The sequence below is a fragment of the Listeria weihenstephanensis genome (assembly GCF_003534205.1).
In the GTDB taxonomy this organism is placed as follows: Bacteria; Bacillota; Bacilli; order Lactobacillales; family Listeriaceae; genus Listeria_A; species Listeria_A weihenstephanensis.
Map to the genome: position 1 here is coordinate 2,563,134 of NZ_CP011102.1, position 20,494 is coordinate 2,583,627.

The window sequence follows — 20,494 nt, forward strand, 5'->3', positions numbered from 1 at the left end:
CTCTCCCTGTTTTCAATATGTTATTTTAGAGCATCCATCAACTTCTGAATTTCTTCTTCCATGCCCATCCCTGTTAAAAACGCAATCCCATTTAGTGTTGGAATATCGTAATCTTTGCTGGCCTTTGTAATGGCAACATACACGTCACTTGTGCGGATATGCTGGTCCAGTGATTTAATATCTACAGCTTCCACATTCGCGCGTACGCCACGCTCTTTCAAAATCCGTTCCACTTTTGACGCTACCGTCTGACTCGTTGCTACGCCTGATCCACATGCTACAATAACCTTTTTCATCGTTCTATCATCCTTCCAAATTGTTTTTTTAGAAACAGCGTTAATTCGTCTAAATCCTTCTTCTTTCTAAGCTCCTCTGTGAAAGTCTTCTGTGCAAACCGATCCATGATCATCGCGAGTAATGGTACTTGTGAAGCCGTATCACAAATGCCTAGCACAAAAATTATTTCAGCTTCAATCACTTTATCTGTCGTACCCATTTGAATAAATTGGAGTGGTTTTTTCAGGTGACTTACACATACAAACGGTCGCTTCACATGTACCGTATCCGTATGTGGAATTGCAATAATCATCCCATTCATTTCAAGTCCAGTCGGAAAAGCGCTCTCCCGCTCTATAATCGCCTCACGAAACGATCGCGCAACGTAATCTGCCTGTTCTAAAATCGCAGCCACCTCAGTAAAAAAAGCTGCTTGATCTTCGAACTCACCGTTCATCAACGTGATTTCCTTCTGGAATAAATCATCAAAATCCAAGTAAATCAACCCCTTTCAATCATTTCTGCAATCTCTGCTCGGTTCTCTGATGTTAAAATAAGCTGTAATTTCTCTTCGTGTAAAAAAATATCGTTCAATTTTAAAAGTAATGGAATATGTCGATTTTGCTCAGACGGCGCAAGCGCTACAACCATCTGTATTCGCTCTTTTTCTGGATTGACTAATGTTTGCTTCATAATGTGAAGCTGAATATCCGCTTTTTGGACGCCTGCTTGCGGTTTTGCATGTGGCAAATAAATGCCTGGTCCAATCACCATCTGCTGATAATTGGCATAAAAAATAGTTTCGCATATCGCCACATATTCTTGTGTCACACTCCCACGATGAAGTAGCGGTATAAAAGCTTTTGCAACCAGTCTATTCCAATCAGTCTGCTCCTCCCAAATACAAATATTCCGCTCTCCCATCCGCAAGTCCTCCATTGGCTCCACAGGTTCCTCCAATAATTCTTTCTGTTCAAAAAATCGCTCCAATTGAGCGGTCACATGCGGAATGTTTTCAGAAGGAATCGAGTCACGAAGCATCGCTACAAGCTCCTTAGTCTTTTTACGGCTATCCATATCAATCGTTTTTTCGACTTGACGACGTAACAGTTGGCGACTTGTTCTATCTAATATAGACGGCACTACAAAAACAATCACATCTGTTTGAATCGGGACCGTCGTGAATAAAAAATCGACATCCTGTTCCACCTGTGCCAATTGACGTACGGCAAACGCGCCACGAAATTCAATCGTCGGAAACATAACTTTCAAATTCTCCAATAATAACTTGGAAATCGAGGTACCACTTTGGCATAGAACCGCTGCTTTGAATACTTTCTGCTCCGTTTCCTCGGTTTGATACATCCAGCCAAGTACGATCATCGATAAATAAACGGTCTCCTCTTTTGACCACTTATGTCCAACTAATACTGCAAACGGTGCAGAAGCTTTTTCGACCATCCGGAATGTGGTTGTGTGCTCTGCGATAAATTGTTCTGTCAACACATTATTGATTTGGAATCCTAGTAAATTACGATAAATGGCGGGTCGAATATGCAACATCAACTTCTCTTTAAACTCGATTTTTCGTACGATTTCTGTGGCAAAATAATTCTCAAGACGTTTTGTGAAATCATCTACTGCAAAAGCAATCTCCTCACTATCTGAAAAGTGAAGGGCTGATTCCACAAGGTTTGAGGCTAACACTTGAAGCGATAAATAAAGCAAATCCGTTTCATTCAAGAAGTCATATCCCCAAAACATTTCTTTAATAATTGGATATTCGCGCGTATTTTTAATATCATATTTTTCTATCTTAAAAGACCATGTCACATTCATGATTTCAGCGCGTCTTATAATTCCAAAGAGAATGTAGGGCAACTCCTCTAATTGTTCATCTGTGAATGCAACCTGCAGCACTTGCTCAACCTTTTCCAGCCTCTTTTTAAGTAAAAAAACTTCACTGACTGTAATCAACTTTTTTTCATCAAGTATAAATTTTCCATAGGGAGTTTTAATTACATCTCGAATGAGCTTACCTAGTAAATTACGAATAAGAAATTCAGAACCTGAAATCGCGTAACCAGTTTTGCGTGAATACTCAAGTTGCATTTGGTGGTGATGTAGCTGTTCTTTAATACTTTTAAAATCGGTTAACATCGTATTTTTGCTAACGTATACATAATCAGCTAGCGCCTGCAATGATAAATAGCGCCCATCCATAAGTAGTTGAATCATAATCAACTGACGTCTTAAACTTGCTTCATAATAGGAAAATAATTGTTGCTCCTTCTCAGTTAGCAATCGATAACAGTATTCTCGGCAACGTTCTGTCAGTGAAATCATCTGGTGCTCTATCAAAATTGGCTCGGATTTTAAGGATTGGTTTATTTCTTCAATACGCATTTTGATCATATCTGGTGTCTGATCGAAATTTTTAGAAACATGGGCGACATCGACATGATGGTTCAGTAATAAATACGTCAAGAGCTCCTTTGTGCCGCGTTCCATTTTGAATCCCTCCTTTCATTCTATTTTATATGATAACCCTTACATTATTTCATGCATTGAACACAGCTTTCAAATCAAGATAGAATTCTATTGTGATGATCTAGTTGTTTTAACTTTTTATCCCAAAAATAACGCAAAAAAGAGAAACCCCTTAAAAAGGAGTTCCCCCGTTATATTTATTTGTGATAATTGTGTTTTTCTAGCTTGTCTTTCAATTCCACTGCTTCGCCAAATAGATCTAGCTCAAGCGGCGTGCCTTCCAGTAACTCTAGACTTACCGTTTTCGCATCCACACTAATCTCAATCAATCGGTCGCGGTAATTAATTTTGAAAGCATATTTGTCCCATGTTTTCGGCAAAAATGGCGCAAACGACAGACGTTCATTGAAAGTACGCATACCAGCAAATCCCTGTACAATCGCAATCCAACTTCCTGCCATTGAGGTAATATGCAGGCCATCCTCTGTATCGTTGTTATAGTTATCCAAATCAAGTCGCGCTGTCCGGCTATATAGTTCGACTGCCTTGTCTTCACGCCCAATTTCCGCCGCTAAAACAGTATGAACTGCAGGCGATAAGCTTGATTCATGAACAGTCAACGGCTCATAAAACTCAAAGTTCCGCTGTTTTGTCTCAAAATCAAATTCATCTCCGAATGTATAAATTCCTTGCAATACATCGGCTTGTTTAATGAAGCAAGATCGTAAAATTTTATCCCATGACCAGTTTTGATTAATCGGCTTATCCGCTGCCGTTAATGTATCCGTCGAACGTAATTCTTTATCGAGGAATGTGTCATGCTGCACAAATATTTGCCACTTTTCGTCGTATGGGAAGTACATATTATCAATGATGTCTTGCCAATGATCGATTTCGGCATCCGTAATTTGTAGAGCCGCTTTCTTTGCTGGCGTTATTTTTGCGAGTGACTCGATCGTATAACGTAACGTCCATGTCGCAATATAATTCGTATACCAGTTGTTGCTGACATTATTATCATACTCATTCGGACCAGTAACACCATGAATCATGTATTTATCCAAACGCTCGGACATATGCACGCGATCGGCCCAAAAACGGCTAATCTCGGTCAATACATCCATCCCCTTGTCTTCTAAATAGGAATGATCGCCCGTATAATTGGTATAGTTATAAATAGCATGCGCAATCGCACCATTACGATGGATTTCCTCAAAAGTAATCTCCCACTCATTGTGACACTCAATGCCTGTAAAAGTAACCATCGGATATAGCGCACCGTTCATGCCGATTTCCCCAGCATTTACTTTAGCTCCATCCAATTGATCGTGACGGTATTGTAGTAAATTGCGCGATACTTTCTTATCTGCTAACGATAGATAGAGCGGCAAGGCAAATGCCTCTGTATCCCAATACGTTGCGCCACCATATTTCTCCCCAGTAAATCCTTTTGGTCCAATATTAAGACGCGCATCCTCTCCATAATAGGTCGCAAATAGTTGGAAAATATTAAAACGAATTCCTTGTTGTGACTCATCATCCCCAGAGATTAGAACGTCCGCTTTCTGCCAACGTTTACGCCAAGCATCTGCATGTTCTGTACGCAGTGCTGTATAATCAAAACCTTCTAAATCATCCAAAATCCGCTGTGATTTAGGTGCTAACTCATGCTCTTCATAATCGCGAGAAGTCACGACTACCACACGTTTCTCCAATTTCGCCGTATCGCCTTTTGCTAATTGAAAAGCATATTTATTTTCAACATAAAGTTTTTTGGCATCAGCTGAGCTCTTCTGTGGATTCTCCGCGCGTGTTTCCATCGACGCAGCAATCGTGAATCGTGGAATATCAAAATTATTTTCGATCGTCTTTGTCACAACCGTCGCCTTGTTCGCACTTGCAACTTGTTCTACTTCAAGCCAAAACATCTCGTCATAATTCGCATCTTCATTCGTCACATTACCATCAATGTAAGGTGTCAAAGTAACCGATGCGTCTCCATCAAGCGCTGTCACATGGTACTGAATCACACATAGCTCTTGTTTCACGATACTGAGAAAACGCTCCGTTTCAATTAGAAAAGTCTTACCGTTTTTCACAACTTTAAACGATCGTCGCAAAATTCCAGTCTCCATATCTAATTCCAACGTAAAGTCCGTCGTATCATCTTGAAATAAATCCAATGTCTCCCCATCCAGCTCAACATCAATACCAATAAAGTTCAACGCGTTAATCACTTTTCCAAAATAATCTGGATAGCCGTTTTTCCACCAGCCAACACGTGTTTTATCAGGATACCAAACGCCCGCGATGTACGTTCCTGGATGTGTATCCCCAGAATAACGTTCCTCAAAATTCCCACGCATCCCCATATAACCATTCCCAAGTGAAGTCAGACTTTCCTGTAGCCGCTTTGCTTCTTTTTCAACATTTTTAGATATTAATTTCCATTCATCTATTTCAAATAAACGTTGCGTCATTCTGCTTGTCCCCCCAATTCCAAAATCTTATCCGTCTGTCTAAATCGTGTTTTAATGAAGACAAATGCAATTATTAGCACCATTCCAAGTGACTGAACGGCCATCATTACTGTGACATCGAAATAAATCGTTCCAATGATTGTAGCAAAAATAGTTGGTAAACCAAGCGATAACAACGTCAATGATAGCGCTTCTTTATAAGAGCCAATCTCCGACATGCTATTTCGTTTTGTGAACCAAATAAACAGAGCTGCAAACAAGGCTAGCATCAAGCTACTCGCAAAAAGTACCGAGCCAAGCATCAACGACATCGTCAAGAATACAAATGCTTTATTTTGAACATACCACTGTCCACTGATCCAACTTTGCATGTCTGCTGAAGTTTGGATATCCGCAAAATTCGCATCATCCGTATACTTCACCGTAAAAGCGTAGCCCGAATTATCTCGAAGCTCCATCTTATCTTTTTGCAAAGCGATCATATTTTTAGCATTCGGTAACGCGCCACCAGCCAAACTTACCATCGCAACACCACTCGTTGTATCCGTTTTCATCACATCAGGTTGCCCAGAAAGCACACCATTTTCAAGCGAATAGTTTGCCGTGACCTCTTTCACAAATGTGTCATCTACCTGCTTCATCATATTAGGCATCAACGACTTCAAATCAAAGGAATCCTGCTTTGCAAAATGCAACGACACCGGAATCAACAAGCAAGCCGTTAAAAACACAAATATAAAAACTAATTTTCCCCACCCAAACAATTTTCTACTAGCAAACATTCGTTTTGGTGTGCACATCCCCCAAAAATAACTCATTGGAAAACCACGATTCATCCTAATCACATCACAATCCATCAATCTATAAAATCCAAACTTCTACAATTATCATAGCATCAAAAGGAAAACATTTACACTCAAAACATGTTTTCCTTTTATAATAACTTCGAAATCATTAACCTTTCGTACCACCAGCCATAAGTCCTGATACAAAGTTCTTTTGTAAGAAGAAGAATAGCAAACAAATTGGTAAAGCTGCTAGTATGGCTCCTGCTGCAAACAGCGCTACTTTTTGTTGTTGTGGGTTGGCAATAAAACTCTGTAAACCAACCGCAATCGTCAAATTCTCAGGTGACCGTAATAAGAATTTAGCAAGTAGGAAATCCCCGAAAGGTCCCATAAATGCCCATAAAGCTTGCACTGCTATCATCGGACGAACGAGAGGTAATATAATTTGTCCGAAAATCCGGAAATGTCCTGCGCCATCAAGTTTTGCAGATTCATCTAGATCACGCGGAACCGTGTCAAAGTAGCCTTTCATTAACCAAATATTCATTGGAATCCCACCACCGATATAGATCAATGTTAAGAACCAGAACTGGTCAAGCGCACCAAGAAGCATCGCCAAAACATAAAACGCAGTTAGCGCGGCCATCGTAGGTACCATTTGAATAATCAAGAAGAAAATCAAACTGTTTTTGCGTCCTTTAAAACGATAGCGGCTATACGTATACCCAGCAATCGTCACAATCGCTACTTGGAAAACCATCGTTGCCACAGCAATAATAAGTGTGTTTCGATACCAATCTAAGTATAGCGTTTCATTAAATAGTCTCGTGAAATTATTAAGCGTCCAACTATCACTCCACTCTAGCGTAAATGCTGCAATATTACCCGGTCTAAAAGCAGATGATGCGGTAATCAAAATCGGATAAATAACCACAATCGATAAGCCTATTAAGAATAAATATGTGAAAAACTTAGTTAAGAACGTCGTGGTTCGCTGATCTCTAAAAAAGGTCTTCATCCTACATCATCCCTTCATTACCAAAGGCATTGGTTTTCTTAAATGCAATCATCGAAACAGAGATTACGACGACCGATATGAGTAACGTCACGGCGGCGGCAACAGCGTATTGCGGCGACGTCCCTGTCGTCAGTTTGTAAATCCACGAAATCAGAATATCCGTTGAACCCGCACCAGCACCTACACTACCTGGTCCACCTTCATTGAATAAGTAAATGATTGAGAAGTTATTGAAGTTAAATGTATATTGTGTAATAAATACTGGAGCTGTAACGAACAGGATCATCGGCATTGTAATTTTGCGGAAACGAGCCATTGCGCTTGCCCCATCCATCCTAGCTGCTTCGTAAAGCTCGCCTGGAATTGCTTGGAGTACGCCAGTCACCATCACATAAATATATGGGAATCCCAACCAACCTTGAATCGATATTAGCGCTACTTTTGTCCAGAAAGGATCTGTTTTCCAAGCAAGCGACGGGATATCAACAAACGGTAAGTGGTTCAACAACGGGATAACTTGCATATTGATAGCACCGATACTGTCATTAAACATGTTCGAAAAACTCATGATTGTAATGAAAGCTGGTACCGCCCAGGGAAGTAAGAACAGAACTCCGAATAGGCGTTTTCCTTTGATAAAGCTTTGGTTCGCAACAACCGCTGTAAACACACCGAGTACAATCTGTAACGTTGTCGCACAAAGTGTCCACACCAGCGTCCATGAGAATACACTCAGGAATGTATCGCGATACGAGCTAAGGAAGAAAATACTAAAGAAGTTTTTAAATCCGACCCAGTCAATGAGATGCGCTGGTGGAATATGATAAAAGTCGTAGTTGGTAAACGCCATGAAAAGCGTTACTAATACTGGGAAAATGATAACAAAAGTCATCACGAGGTAAGCAGGTAATGTAAATAAGTACGGGAATCCTTTTTCTACCATGTTTTTTAAGATATCAATCATCTTCGTATTAACGGTTTCTCCTAAATTCCATGTTATCGCCACACGTCTCGCATCAAATATATTAATAATATAAAAGCCGATAAATAAGGCGGTAACAATTAATTGAAGCGTCCCCTCAATCATTAGAAAAAGCGAATGATCTACACCTGGAACCGAGCCCAGCGTGATAAGACCCATAATGGCATTAATACCGACTGCGATAAATTCAATAGCGAAAGCAATAAACACGGCGATGAAAACAATACCTTTAAAAATTTGCCCGTTATAAAATTGTCCCAGTCCTGGAATGATTGATAACAGCGTCGCCTTCCGAACATTTTTAATCGGTTGTTCATTATTCATCGTGTTATCCCCATTTCTACCTTTTATTATGTAAGCCTGGAAGAGGCGTGAAAGCATTGTCGTCTCAGCCTCTTTCCAAACTTCTTTTTATTTATTTTTGATATTTTTGATCGATATTATCCGAAATAACTTTCACAGCATCATTTGCTGATTGTTTCGGTGTTTTGCTACCAGAAGCTGCATCAAACATCAAGTTCTCGGCGCCCGTCCAAACTTCCGCCATTTCTGGAATGTTTGGCATTGGTTGTGCATTCGCATACTGAGCAATAACCGCTGTTGCTAGTTCGTCTTTCTTAGCAGCTGCAGCATCACGTGATTCGTGATTTGCCGGTACTTCACTTGTCATGTCATACAGTGTGTTTTGGTTTTCTGTATTCGTCAAGTAGTCGACCCATTTTTGTGCTACATCTTTGTTTTTAGAGTAGTTTGAGATAACCCAACCTTTACCACCAGCGAATGGAGAGTAAGGCTCATTATTATCAAGTGTTGGAATTTCTGCCACACCGTAGTTCACTTTTGTTTCCTTATAGTTTGCAGCTGACCAAGGTCCACCAATGATTGCAGCAGCTTTACCTTTTACAAATTGATCTTGGATAAAGTCGTCGGCACTCTTATTATCTTGCATACCTTTTGGCCAATATGTTTGGAACCATTTTGTTGCGTACGTAATACCTTCAATAGAACCCGCATTGTTTAGTCCAATATCTTTTGGATTCGTACCATTATCACCAAATACATAGCCACCGTAACCTGCTAATAGGCCGTAAGAGAAGTAGAAATCTGTCCATTTAGCTAGGAAAGCTGTTGATTTTCCTTTTTCGGTATCAAAAGCAAAACGAGGATCTTTTGTTAAAGCTTCTAACTCTTTAAAAGTCGTTGGTGCTTTGTCTAGTAAATCTTTATTGTAATACAGCACAAGCGTTTCAATAATTGCTGGTGCGCCGTATATTTTATCGTCTATCGTTACTTGCTTCACATCGTTATCATCTAATTGATCTTTATTTCCCAATTTCACTTCGGCTAAATGTCCCTGTTGACCAAGGCTACCGATTCTATCGTATGCTGACATCATCACGTCAGGCGCAGTTCCTGCTGGACCGTCTAGTGGCAATGCTTCTAGTGTTTCAAACATGTCCTTCTTAACCACTTTAATTGTTACGTCATTATCTTTTTCAAATTTAGATTTAACTTTATCAATATATTTTGCATAGCCTTCATCCACAGAAACCGTTAACGTTTTTTTGCTACCATCCGAAGCGTCGTCCTTCGATGAACTCCCGCCACCACACGCTGCTAAACTAACTACCGCTACCAAACCAACTGCTAATAAGCTAAACTTTTTGAATGAACTCATTACCTTTTTTCCTCCTCTTTTGAAAAATTCCTGCGTAAACTCCCACAACCATGTTTTTACGCGGTCCTTCTTCAGACCCTATTTTTATTCTTGGTAAAGCATTGTGAAACAGGTTAACCTATAACGCTATTATGGCGAATACCGAAAACGTTTTCAAGAACTATTTCCTTGTTACCGATAACAAGATTATTGGTATAACGCGAATTGCTCTAATCCTTTTCACCATAACCATATGCAGCGCCCCATAATTAGTATGTGAAAATCTGAAATCACATGCTCTTTAAAAAAGCGCTACACTTGTCCATTTATCCTTTTAAAATTGTAAATGATTTAGCTGGTACGATAATATTTGTTACAGCTTTATCCGCCCATACGTCATGTGTTGCAGCAGTGATTGCAAGCTCCTCTTTTGGAAGCTCTTCTGCTTTTGTTCCTTGATTAAAGATAAACGTCAATGTCTCATCACCAAATGTTCTCGAAAAAGCAACGATACGATTCTCATCATCAACTTTGTGCCACACTAGATCGCCATACGTCAATGTTTTCTGATGCTCTTTACGGAATGCGATCAATTTTTTCATAAATGTCAGCATAGCTTTATCTTGTTTCTCCTCGTCCCATTCCATACATTTACGGCAAAGCGGATCGTCAGCGCCATCCATGCCAATCTCTGTTCCGTAATAAATGCACGGGGAGCCAGTGTGCGCAAACATAAACGCCAGTGCCAACTTCGCCTTCTCTTTATCCCCATCACAACGCGTCAGTAAGCGCGCCGTATCATGCGAATCCAACATATTAAACATCACATGATTCACCTGCTCTTGATAGCGCATTAATTGCTCACTGATACCCGATACCATTTTCGTAGGTTGAATGCGTTCCTCCACAAAATTCTCAATGATCGTTTGCGTGAATGGATAGTTCATCACCGAGTCAAATTCATCACCAAGTAGCCATAACCAAGAGTCATGCCAAATTTCACCTAAAATATAAATATCCTCTTTTTCAGCGCGAACCGCCTTGTTAAATTCTTTCCAGAAAGCATGGTCGACCTCATTTGCAACGTCCAACCGCCAGCCATCAATATCAAATTCCCTTACCCAATAAGTCGCAATATCCAATAAATATTTTTGAACCTCAGGATTAGCCGTATTCAATTTTGGCATATGCATCGTGTAAGCAAACGTATCAAAAGAAAGCGTATTTTGGCCTTCGATATTCCCATTTTCGCCTGGTGTTACAGGGAATGAGTGAATATGGAACCAATCTACAAACTTCGATTCTTCCCCGTTTTGAAGTACATCTTGCCACTCAGGAGATTTATCACCAATATGATTGAAAACCGCATCCAACATGATTTTAATTCCACGTTTGTGCGCTTCTTTAACAAGCTTACGGAAGGTTTCCTTGTCGCCAAAATGAGGATCAATTTCAAAATAATTCAGCGTGTCGTATTTATGATTCGTCGACGCCTCGAAAACGGGTGTTAAATAAATACCATTAATTCCAAGGTCCGCCAAATAATCCAAATGATTTATAATTCCAGCGATATCGCCACCGAAAAAGTCATCGCGACCTGGATCTTTACTTCCCCACGGCAACACGTTTACTGGCGAAATCGATGCATCCCCATTATCAAATCGCTCTGGAAAAATCTGATACCAAATCGTTTCTTTCACCCATTCAGGCGCTTTAAAAACCTCCGTTTCATGTAGAAAAGGAAATTTGAAATAATAATCCATAACAGCCCGATTCGCTTTTGTATTCTCATAAAAACCACGTCCGCCATAAAATACTTCTTCCCCCTCTGTATCCTTCAATACAAAAGCATACTGCAACCTACGCTGTTCCGGTTTCATAGCCACAAACCAATAATCATGCTCCTCTGTCGTAGCAACTTTCCGAAGCGCATACTCCTCCGATTGCCAACCAGCCTCCGTGTGAACATAAGGATCTGCCCCAATCATCACGACTTCCTCTACATCATCTTTCTTGCTCCGAACCTTGATATGTAGCGTTTCTCCATCATAACCATACGCATATGAACTAAATGGCTGATGGTAAATTGCTGCTCTCTCCATAATAAAAACCTCCTCCTAAATATCTCTCTTCAAGTTAGCACGCTTTGAAAACACTTACAATCAATTTCTGAAAGTTAACGGTAACAAAATTAAACACGATCAAATTTTGGCTCAATAAAATAAGCAGAACACAACTATCCCATTTTTTTAGGAAAGTTGTCGATTCTGCTTACAAAATATGTTTTAAAATTAATCTTATTCTTTTCCTGCTACCGTTGAACCTCTCACAATTAACTTCGGCGGAAATAAAGTCGATCCCTGTTTCGCACCATTTTCATTGATTTTCTTCAGTAACATTTGCGCGCTTGTCTCACCCATTTCAATCACGGGTGAACGAACAGTCGTGATTTTTGGAGAAGAGATTCGATCTAAAAATACGCCATCAAATCCTGTCACAGCAATCGTTTCACCAAACTTCATATTTAGTGAATTCGCAGCTCTGACCACACCGACCGCCATCCGATCAGATGCACAAATAATGGCAACTGGCTCCGTTGCTTTATCTAAAATATCTAGGGCTGTCTTCTCAGCAACTCGAGAACTATTTTTCATAAAATAACTTTCTTCCATCAGGCCATTTCTCTTCATCACTTCTGAATATCCAGTCAACCGAGAACGCATAAATTCCTCTTCAATTAAATTAATACCAAAAAAGATAATATGGCGGAATCCCACGTCATACACATGTGTCGTTGCGAGCTCAGCGCCTAGTCGATTATCCACATCAATCGCATCCACATCTCGCCTATTCTCCCCATATGCAATCACAGGTTTTTCAAGCCCCGCCATCACTTTTTCGACCTCGCTATCTCGCATACCAGTAATAATTAAACCATCATACGCACCAATGTTTTTTGATTTCTGCGTCACCAATTGCAACGAATAGGAATACTTATCTAATTCTCTACTTATTCCCGTCAACAAATTCATGTAATAAGGCTCCACCGTGTCAATTTCCTCTAAAATCAAAAATTTTACAACTTGTGTCCTATTTTGAACGAGTGCTCTTGCAGCATAGTTTGGGACATATTCTAACTCTTCCATCGCGTGGTATACCAATTGTTTCAGTTCATCAGAAACCTGATCAGGATGATTAATTACACGCGAAACAGTCATTTTAGAAACATTTGCTTTTTTTGCAACATCAGCTAATGTAGCCATTCATATCCTCCCTTATTTAAAACTTCTAAGCTTATTGTAGCAGTTTTTTCATAAAAAGGTAGCATTTTAAATTTGTGATTTATATCGATAAAATAGGAAATAAGGCACAAAAAAACATCTTCCCCTTAGGAAAATGTTCTACTTGTATGTAAATTATCTTTTTGACACCGATACAACTTTTTTTACATCACGGTGCTCTTTCCAAGTATGAAAAAATTTAAAAAGTATTTTAATCCCGAAAGCGAGCCAGCCAAATACAGTTCCCACCAATATCGAGACAAGTCCAACTATCATAAAACTAAACACAGGAAAAGCAGGTTCATTAATACTAGCAATGCCCAAAATAAAAACAATAATCATCGGAATAACAAAATACCGTACCTCATGATCCCCCACGTCAAACGCTCCTTTGAAAAAATAATACGACACTAGACTTTTATACCTAAATCATAGTTCTAGTATACTCCCATACTAAGCTTTTTTCAATACGTATAGCGCTTTCATTTTCAAATTATTTTAAATCAATGACTTAGATAAATTGTTGCTACCACTCACTTCTTTAGTACTACCGTGTACAAGTTTACAAAAAAGAAACAATTGTAGATAAACTGTAACAATTACATGCTCCTTAAAACTGGTCTACGTTCATACTTTTCGCCTGAAAAAACTCTTCTAATAACGATGAAATAAATTGGGCTGTTTTGTTCTTATCGTCATGTAAAGGATTAATTCCTGTGAATGTCATCGCATTTATCTTATTACTAAGCGCCAAATTTTTCATAAAGTACCTGATCTCCCGCCAATAAATTCCCCCTTGAGAAATGAAGTCCGTACCCGGCGTAAACTCCGGATCAATTGCATCGACATCGAGTACTATGTGCACATGTCCACTCTTTTTAGCCAACCATTGAATAACCTCATCCGTTACCATTCCAAAACCCATTCGATCTATTTTGGTCATCTCAAAGTGCAATATTTGCTCCTCCTCGATTAACCGCTGTTCATCTTTTTCAATGCGCCTCGTACCGATAATACACACATTATCACCTGAAACAAATCGTTGCTCCATAATATTTCCTAACTCTTCTGGACCTCTTCCAATAACCGTAGCCATCACATTATGACATAGATTTTCCCGATTCAAATCCTCTCCCATATCTGCGTGAGCGTTAATCCAAATAACGGTTTGCTCCTCGTTATCATCCCTCATACCGGCAATAGTACTAAGCGAAATAAACTGATCCCCTCCAAAAATAATCGGCATTCCCCCTTCAGACCTCATATCCGCGACAATATCTCTTAGCTCTTTCGCCTTATATGTAATCGCTTTCAAATCCTTCGACTTCAAAATGGCTTCTTGTTCCATATCCGTGAAGAACGCCATATTATGATAATCCGTCACGTCACTAACTAATTTTTTCAGTGTATCAATAATTCCAGTGTATCTAATCGCATATGGAGCTAAAGCAACACCTTGTCGTTCTTCATGAAACATCCACGGCACACCGAGTATTCCTATTTTCTCCATCACATTCACCTTTTCTATATATATTATCTTACATTCTACCACAAACAACGACCTTTTTTAAAATAAAAACTTTTTCATTTATAGCTAAATTTGTATTTCCCAAACATTTTATACCTCGAAAACAGGTTTTTCTTCTTAGAGAAAAAATGATTTCACTCAAAAATAAAGCTTTAAAAACGCTTTTTATGACTTTTACACGTTGTGGCAATTCTGTTAGGATGTAGTTAATCCTCCTATACAGACTTTTGTGTAGTTGTGAATTGCAAGAAACGGACAAAGAGATGGCATACTTCCCCCCTTTACCCTAGGAGTTCCCCCAGAATTTTTATAGGTTAAATATGGCATCTCTTTGTCTTTTCTATTCTTTCAAATGATACGGATAAGTTGCTACAACAACATCTTTTTTAAATAATAATTTCGTTCTAATCAATAGGCTTGTTTGGTTATGCAAAATATTTTGCCAACCCTTTTTAGGAATAAATTGCGGTATTAATACTGTCAATGAATAATTATCTTGATTCGCTTTTTGCTGTGCTGTGTCAATAAATTTCATTAGAGGCTCGGTAATCGATCGGTACGTCGAATAAAGATCTGCAAGCCGTACCTCAGGATGTATTCTATTCCATCTTTCCACGAACTCTTTTCCTTCTTGCTTATCTAAAGAGACATGCACCGCAATAACAGTATCACCAATAGATTTCGCATAACGAAGAGCACCTTCCACGACTTTCGTTGTATCAGATACACAAATGATGACGGCATTCCCCTCGAACTCAGGTAGATCCATCTGTTCATCAATTCGAAGTTGTGGTGCTAACTTGGCATAATGACTACGCGTTCTGTGGAACACATAGATCATCGCTGGCATAAAAATAAACACTGGCCAAACTTCGCTCATTCTTGTAATAAATAGAACCATCAGAACTGTAAATGAAATCAGCGCTCCGAGCAAATTCGCGGACAACTTCTTCATATAACCTTGAGGCTTTTCCTTCAGCCACTTAATGATCATTCCTGACTGAGAAAGCGTAAACGGAATAAATACCCCTACCGAATAAAGTGGAATAAGCGACTCTGTCTTACCTTGAAAAAGAATAATCAAGAAAATAGATCCTAATGCTAATGTAATAATACCATTAGAATAGCCTAGGCGGTCACCCTTATCTAAATACATCCGAGGCATATACTTGTCTTTTGATAAATTAAAAGCAAGTAACGGAAATGCTGAGAAGCCCGTATTTGCTGCTAAAACTAGAATAAGTGCTGTTGTTGCTTGAATAAAGTAATAAAAGAAATTACGTCCAAATATATTTTCAGCAATCTGTGAAAGAACGGTAGATTTAAGTTCTGGCACAACGCCATAGAAATAGGCTAGTAGCGTTATTCCTACAAAGAAAAATCCCAATATAGAGGCCATCATAATAAGTGTTCGAGAAGCATTTTTAGCCTTAGGATCTTTGAAAAGCGGTACTGCATTAGAAATCGCCTCGATACCAGTAAGCGAAGCAGAACCTGATGCAAAGGCACGCAATAACAAAATAAGTGTTACACCAGAAACATGCGTCCCAACTGATGCAGTCTCATGCGTCACGTCTTGTCCCATGGCGAGCTTTACCAAACCAGTAACAATCATGACAATCATTGAAAGTACAAACAGATAAACTGGAATAGCTAGTATCGTAGCTGATTCTGTTACTCCACGCAAATTAATGATAGTAACAATAATAACCAGTATGATCGCTAGTGGTACCGTAAATTGATATAAAGAAGGTATCGCCGCGATAATAGCGTCCGTACCAGATGAGACACTAACAGCAACTGTTAACATGTAATCTACTAGTAGCGAACCACCTGCAATTAAACCTGCATTCTTCCCTATATTTTCTCGTGAAACGACATATGCTCCGCCCCCTTGCGGATAGGCATATATAATTTGTCGATATGACAAACTAAGGGCAAATAATAATACTAGTACGCAAAGTGCAATCGGCAAAGAATACCACATTGCAGCTGCTCCGACAGTGATTAGTACTAATAATATTTGCTCCGTACCATAAGCAACAGAAGATAATGCATCAGATGATAATACAGCTAGAGCCTTCAGTTTGCCTAATTTTTGATCCCCAGCCTCCGTTGATTTTAGAGGCCTCCCAATCAATAACCTTTTTAATGGAGATGCCATTTTACTCCCTACCTTTTTAACTAAATTTTTTACGAAATCCTCGTGCTAAAAATAGCATACGTCACATTATAACACAGCATTTTTAAAAAGAAATAGGCTTTTACAAAGGGTCATAAAATTTTTCTGCACTCTATTCCCGAAAAATATCCAAAAAAGAAGTACTATTTTAACCTTTACTAAAAACTTACATAATCCTCTATTCCCTTCTTGTTCTAAGCTTCAAACATGTTATTTATTTTTCTGAATATAAAGACTTTAATTTAAGTATTTACAAACCACCCATTCTCTTTATATAATAGTTTTCGGCTAGTAAATTTATTACGACATGGCCCGTTGGTCAAGCGGTTAAGACACCGCCCTTTCACGGCGGTATCACGGGTTCGATTCCCGTACGGGTCACTTTTTTTATTTTTTTCAGCAAAGTACTAGTCAAAAGCGAAATTTTGTTATATCATGTAATAGTATCTTGGATTTTAGAGGGGGCTTAGCTCAGCTGGGAGAGCATCTGCCTTACAAGCAGAGGGTCAGCGGTTCGATCCCGTTAGCCCCCACCATTATTGTTTTGGAAAGTTCTATTTGAGCGGTCAGACAGGTTACCTGTTTCGCCAACTTAGCTCAATCTGGTAGAGCAACTGAATCGTAATCAGTAGGTTGCGGGTTCAATTCCTGCAGTTGGCATTTTTAAGATTTATTTATATGGAGGGGTAGCGAAGTGGCTAAACGCGGCGGACTGTAAATCCGCTCCTTCGGGTTCGGCAGTTCGAATCTGCCCCCCTCCACCATTTATTGGGCTATAGCCAAGCGGTAAGGCAACGGATTTTGATTCCGTCATGCGCCGGTTCGAATCCAGCTAGCCCAGCCATTTTTAGAGCCGTTAGCTCAGTTGGTAGAGCATCTGACTTTTAATCAGAGGGTCGATGGTTCGAGCCCATCACGGCTCATCGAGAAAGCGCAAAAAAGGTAGAAGAAATATACATTTCTTCTACCTTTTTTGCGTCTGAATTCAACTAAATATGATGATTATTATCACGATAACAGCGATGATTGCAACGAAGGACAACCAAGCAGCTGGTCTCGCCATATTTATCGTCCAACCTACACCAAATCGCTTTTCAACAAAAACGGCGGGATCCTGGCGGTTAAAATAAAATACGCCTAACTTCCAATTGGCATCATCATCACGGATTGGTTTTGTAGTGTCCGCTTGGGTATCTTCTTCCAACTTCAATCTACTACCACCTTGACCAACACGTACCATTAAGAATATCAGTCCACCGAAAATAATCACCAAAACTAAAATTAGCATCACGGTAATGAATATTTGCGGTATAGAAAATATGAATGATAATTGTATCACCATAAACAGCGCTATAAGCAACGTACCCATGATTAAGTTAAATTTACTGTAAATATATCTAAATAGCACGTTTCGTCGCATAGAAGCCGTTGGGTTATCGTTATCTATCACTTGTTTACTCCGGGACATCATATAATTGATAAAAAGGAACAATCCTAGCATGACAATTTGCATCATTGGCATCATCATGACAGTACGGTAGTTTTTGGCTGCCTCTCTTGTTACCTCATTATCGAAGTTATATTGCATCGGAATCATACTTGGAATTTGATCATAATAAATCACGGTCAATCCAATTGTGATAAAAATAAGTGCCAGCGGAATCAAATACCAAGCATAGGAAATCGTTAACTTTTGGCGATGAAATGTCGTATCTACCATCACGATATTAGCCTTATCCGACGCTACTTGCAAATTCGCTTTCTTCCATGCAAGACTCGCCTTATAAAAACGTACATAAATGAGGAGTGACAAGATAATAACAATTAGAATCGCAGAAATCAAAATCGTTGCCTGCGCATTCTCGCTAGTCGATACCAGTAATAAAATAGCTGCAAATACCGTCACTAAGCCACCTACAATTAGATTCCAATTTAAAAATTGTCGCTTCATTTTACGTAATGCCGGGTCATTTGCGGCCTTTTCGCCAACCATCACACCAAAGCTCTCTCCACGTCTGATAACATATGGTGTTATTGCTTGGAGCACGACCACCACAAGCATCATCGCGATAAAAAATAATATTTCCATTATTGCTCCTCCTTGGTCTCAATTTCATCATAGATTGTAGCGCAAATAATTTCCCATTCTTCTTTCGATACCGATCGACAAATCGACTCTGCAATAAGCGGTCGTATTTTTTTTCTTAGTTTCGCATAGAAAGCTTCCGTCGCTTTTTCGATCCCGTCTGGATGAATGACGACTCCTTTTTGGCGATGAATCAAAATATATCCTTCTTGCTTTAAAAGTTGATATGCTTTGTTTACCGTATGAAAATTGATACCTATATCGCTTGCTAAGCTACGAACGGATGGTAAATCATCACCTGGTTTTAGTTCCTCTTTAGCGATTCCTTCAATAATCTGATACATAATTTGTGTGTAAATTGGCTCCTCTGCTTGTAAATCAATCTCGAGTAGCATACGCACCCCTTCTTCCTACAACTGTTATACATATAGTATAACAACTATACAAAATAAGTCAAGTAGGATTACAGTGGTTTTTTGAGCCAGATGATGGTACTATTAAGACTAGTCTACATACTATTACGCTAGAGATGACTCCAATTTCTAGCAACGAAAGGGGAACCATATGAAAATGGCACGTTTTAAAGAGTCCAAATTATTTTTCTGGACGTTAGAAATTCTGGCCTTAGTAGTCATCTTATTCGTACTGAACAAGATGAGCTTTATTTTTGCGCCTATTGGGACGATTGTTTCCACGCTTTTCCTTCCCATTATGATCGCTGGCTTTTTATTCTATCTGTTCAACCCGCTTGTCATCTTTTTAGAAAAACGTAAAGTTCCAAGAATACTAAGTGTTTTGAGTATTTTTCTTGTTTTTATCGTACTCTTAGTTTTAGCTGTTGTTCAACTTGGACCTATTTTAGCGGATCAAGTCGCATCACTTGTGAAGGCAGCACCTGAATATTGGACGCAATTCCAGCATTGGTGGGATAATTTAGTACAAAATAGTAACATAAAAAATATTGATATCAAAGCGGAGATGGAAAAACTCAATATCTCTATTCCAAAGATTTTAGATACGGTTATTGGTAGCTTAACAGGTAGCATCGGCTTAATTTTTGGCTTTGTATCAAGCTTTGTTATGATTCTCGTAACGGTTCCATTTATTTTATTCTATATGTTTAAAGATGGGCACAAGTTCCTCGATTCAAGTGAGAATTTTTTTCCAAAAGGTATTCGTACGGAAGCTCGTGAAATGATTCAAGCGATGAACAAAACGATCTCGACTTATATTTCAAGTCAGGCCATTGATTGTATGTTTGTCGGTATCTTTACGATGATTGGGTACTTCATTATTGGTGAACCGTATGCTCTTTTATTCGGTCTAATTGCTGGCGTAACGAATATCATTCCTTATCTTGGGCCATTTATTGGTGCAGCTCCTGCTGTTATCGTGGCTTTGTTCGATTCGCCACTACAAGCGATTCTCGTTATTGTCGTGGTAACTATTGTGCAACAAATCGACTCTAACTTACTGTCGCCTTACATCATGGGTAAATCGCTATCTATTCACCCACTTACGATTATTATTATTCTGATCGTTGCGGGTAACTTAGCTGGGATTTTGGGTATGATTCTCGGTGTACCAACGTATGCCGTTGTTAAAACGTTAATCGTGAATCTATCACGACTGATAAAATTAAGGCGTGAAGGTATCAAGGCTGAAAATGTTGAGAAACCGGTCGTCTAAAAAATAAGAAAAAGCGCTGAGGCAAAAGAGTTATTTA

General features: G+C 39.2%; 16 protein-coding genes and 6 tRNA genes. 7 read left to right on the forward strand and 15 right to left on the reverse strand.

Annotated features, from left to right (window positions below; translation table 11 throughout):
• Positions 1-20: 20 nt before the first annotated feature.
• The 13 genes from UE46_RS12465 to UE46_RS12525 all read right to left on the reverse strand — a co-directional run bounded on the left by UE46_RS12465 (position 21) and on the right by UE46_RS12525 (position 16,664).
• Positions 21-296: a PTS sugar transporter subunit IIB gene (locus UE46_RS12465; RefSeq protein WP_036058773.1), complete on the reverse strand. Its 276-nt coding sequence runs from the start codon at positions 294-296 to the stop codon at positions 21-23.
• The gene (locus tag UE46_RS12470; RefSeq protein WP_036058772.1) at positions 293-772 is read right to left on the reverse strand and encodes a PTS sugar transporter subunit IIA; all 480 of its coding nucleotides are present in this window, start codon (positions 770-772) and stop codon (positions 293-295) included. The genes UE46_RS12465 and UE46_RS12470 overlap by 4 nt, the downstream gene beginning before the upstream one ends.
• Positions 773-777: 5 nt before the next feature.
• Positions 778-2,787, reverse strand: a complete 2,010-nt coding sequence (locus tag UE46_RS12475) for a BglG family transcription antiterminator (protein WP_036058771.1) — start codon at positions 2,785-2,787, stop codon at positions 778-780.
• 176 nt (positions 2,788-2,963) lie between these two features.
• The gene (locus UE46_RS12480) at positions 2,964-5,246 is read right to left on the reverse strand and encodes a glycoside hydrolase family 65 protein (RefSeq protein ID WP_036058770.1); all 2,283 of its coding nucleotides are present in this window, start codon (positions 5,244-5,246) and stop codon (positions 2,964-2,966) included.
• Entirely contained in the window at positions 5,243-6,028 is a 786-nt protein-coding gene (locus UE46_RS12485) for a DUF1189 family protein (RefSeq protein ID WP_077912431.1), read from the reverse strand. Before UE46_RS12485 ends, UE46_RS12480 begins: the two co-directional genes overlap by 4 nt.
• Before the next feature lie 172 nt (positions 6,029-6,200).
• Positions 6,201-7,052, reverse strand: a complete 852-nt coding sequence (locus UE46_RS12490) for a sugar ABC transporter permease (protein ID WP_036058768.1) — start codon at positions 7,050-7,052, stop codon at positions 6,201-6,203.
• A 1-nt stretch (position 7,053) separates the two neighbouring features.
• Entirely contained in the window at positions 7,054-8,358 is a 1,305-nt protein-coding gene (locus UE46_RS12495; RefSeq protein ID WP_036058917.1) for a sugar ABC transporter permease, read from the reverse strand.
• Between the two features lie 91 nt (positions 8,359-8,449).
• Complete coding sequence (locus UE46_RS12500) at positions 8,450-9,712, reverse strand: extracellular solute-binding protein (protein WP_036058765.1); 1,263 nt, start codon at positions 9,710-9,712, stop codon at positions 8,450-8,452.
• 305 nt (positions 9,713-10,017) lie between these two features.
• The gene (locus UE46_RS12505; protein WP_036058762.1) at positions 10,018-11,793 is read right to left on the reverse strand and encodes a glycoside hydrolase family 13 protein; all 1,776 of its coding nucleotides are present in this window, start codon (positions 11,791-11,793) and stop codon (positions 10,018-10,020) included.
• A 195-nt stretch (positions 11,794-11,988) separates the two neighbouring features.
• Positions 11,989-12,954, reverse strand: a complete 966-nt coding sequence (locus UE46_RS12510) for a LacI family DNA-binding transcriptional regulator (RefSeq protein ID WP_036058761.1) — start codon at positions 12,952-12,954, stop codon at positions 11,989-11,991.
• 153 nt (positions 12,955-13,107) lie between these two features.
• Positions 13,108-13,350, reverse strand: a complete 243-nt coding sequence (locus tag UE46_RS12515) for a hypothetical protein (protein ID WP_118907668.1) — start codon at positions 13,348-13,350, stop codon at positions 13,108-13,110.
• Between the two features lie 232 nt (positions 13,351-13,582).
• Positions 13,583-14,482: an arginase family protein gene (locus UE46_RS12520; RefSeq protein ID WP_118907669.1), complete on the reverse strand. Its 900-nt coding sequence runs from the start codon at positions 14,480-14,482 to the stop codon at positions 13,583-13,585.
• A gap of 358 nt (positions 14,483-14,840) precedes the next feature.
• Positions 14,841-16,664 (reverse strand): APC family permease, encoded by a 1,824-nt coding sequence (locus tag UE46_RS12525; RefSeq protein WP_118907670.1) that lies wholly within the window; start codon positions 16,662-16,664, stop codon positions 14,841-14,843.
• 327 nt (positions 16,665-16,991) lie between these two features.
• On the opposite strand from UE46_RS12525, the gene UE46_RS12530 reads away from it, so the two are divergent.
• From UE46_RS12530 to UE46_RS12555, 6 genes are all read left to right on the forward strand, one after another.
• A tRNA-Glu gene (locus UE46_RS12530) sits at positions 16,992-17,063 on the forward strand.
• 79 nt (positions 17,064-17,142) lie between these two features.
• Positions 17,143-17,218, forward strand: a tRNA-Val gene (locus tag UE46_RS12535).
• Between the two features lie 50 nt (positions 17,219-17,268).
• Positions 17,269-17,342, forward strand: a tRNA-Thr gene (locus UE46_RS12540).
• Between the two features lie 20 nt (positions 17,343-17,362).
• Positions 17,363-17,446: transfer RNA gene (locus tag UE46_RS12545), tRNA-Tyr, on the forward strand.
• Positions 17,447-17,451: 5 nt separating this feature from the next.
• Positions 17,452-17,526 (forward strand) — tRNA-Gln (locus tag UE46_RS12550).
• A 6-nt stretch (positions 17,527-17,532) separates the two neighbouring features.
• Positions 17,533-17,605: transfer RNA gene (locus UE46_RS12555), tRNA-Lys, on the forward strand.
• A gap of 62 nt (positions 17,606-17,667) precedes the next feature.
• Here UE46_RS12555 and UE46_RS12560 read toward each other — a convergent pair.
• Positions 17,668-18,771 carry a DUF1648 domain-containing protein gene (locus tag UE46_RS12560; protein ID WP_036058759.1) on the reverse strand — a complete coding sequence of 368 codons (1,104 nt, stop codon included), beginning with the start codon at positions 18,769-18,771 and terminating at the stop codon, positions 17,668-17,670.
• On the reverse strand, positions 18,771-19,163 hold the full coding sequence (locus UE46_RS12565; protein ID WP_118907671.1) for a GntR family transcriptional regulator: 393 nt from the start codon (positions 19,161-19,163) through the stop codon (positions 18,771-18,773). Before UE46_RS12565 ends, UE46_RS12560 begins: the two co-directional genes overlap by 1 nt.
• A gap of 169 nt (positions 19,164-19,332) precedes the next feature.
• Here UE46_RS12565 and UE46_RS12570 point away from each other — a divergent pair, with 169 nt between their 5' ends.
• The gene (locus UE46_RS12570; RefSeq protein WP_036058758.1) at positions 19,333-20,457 is read left to right on the forward strand and encodes an AI-2E family transporter; all 1,125 of its coding nucleotides are present in this window, start codon (positions 19,333-19,335) and stop codon (positions 20,455-20,457) included.
• Positions 20,458-20,494 lie beyond the last annotated feature (37 nt).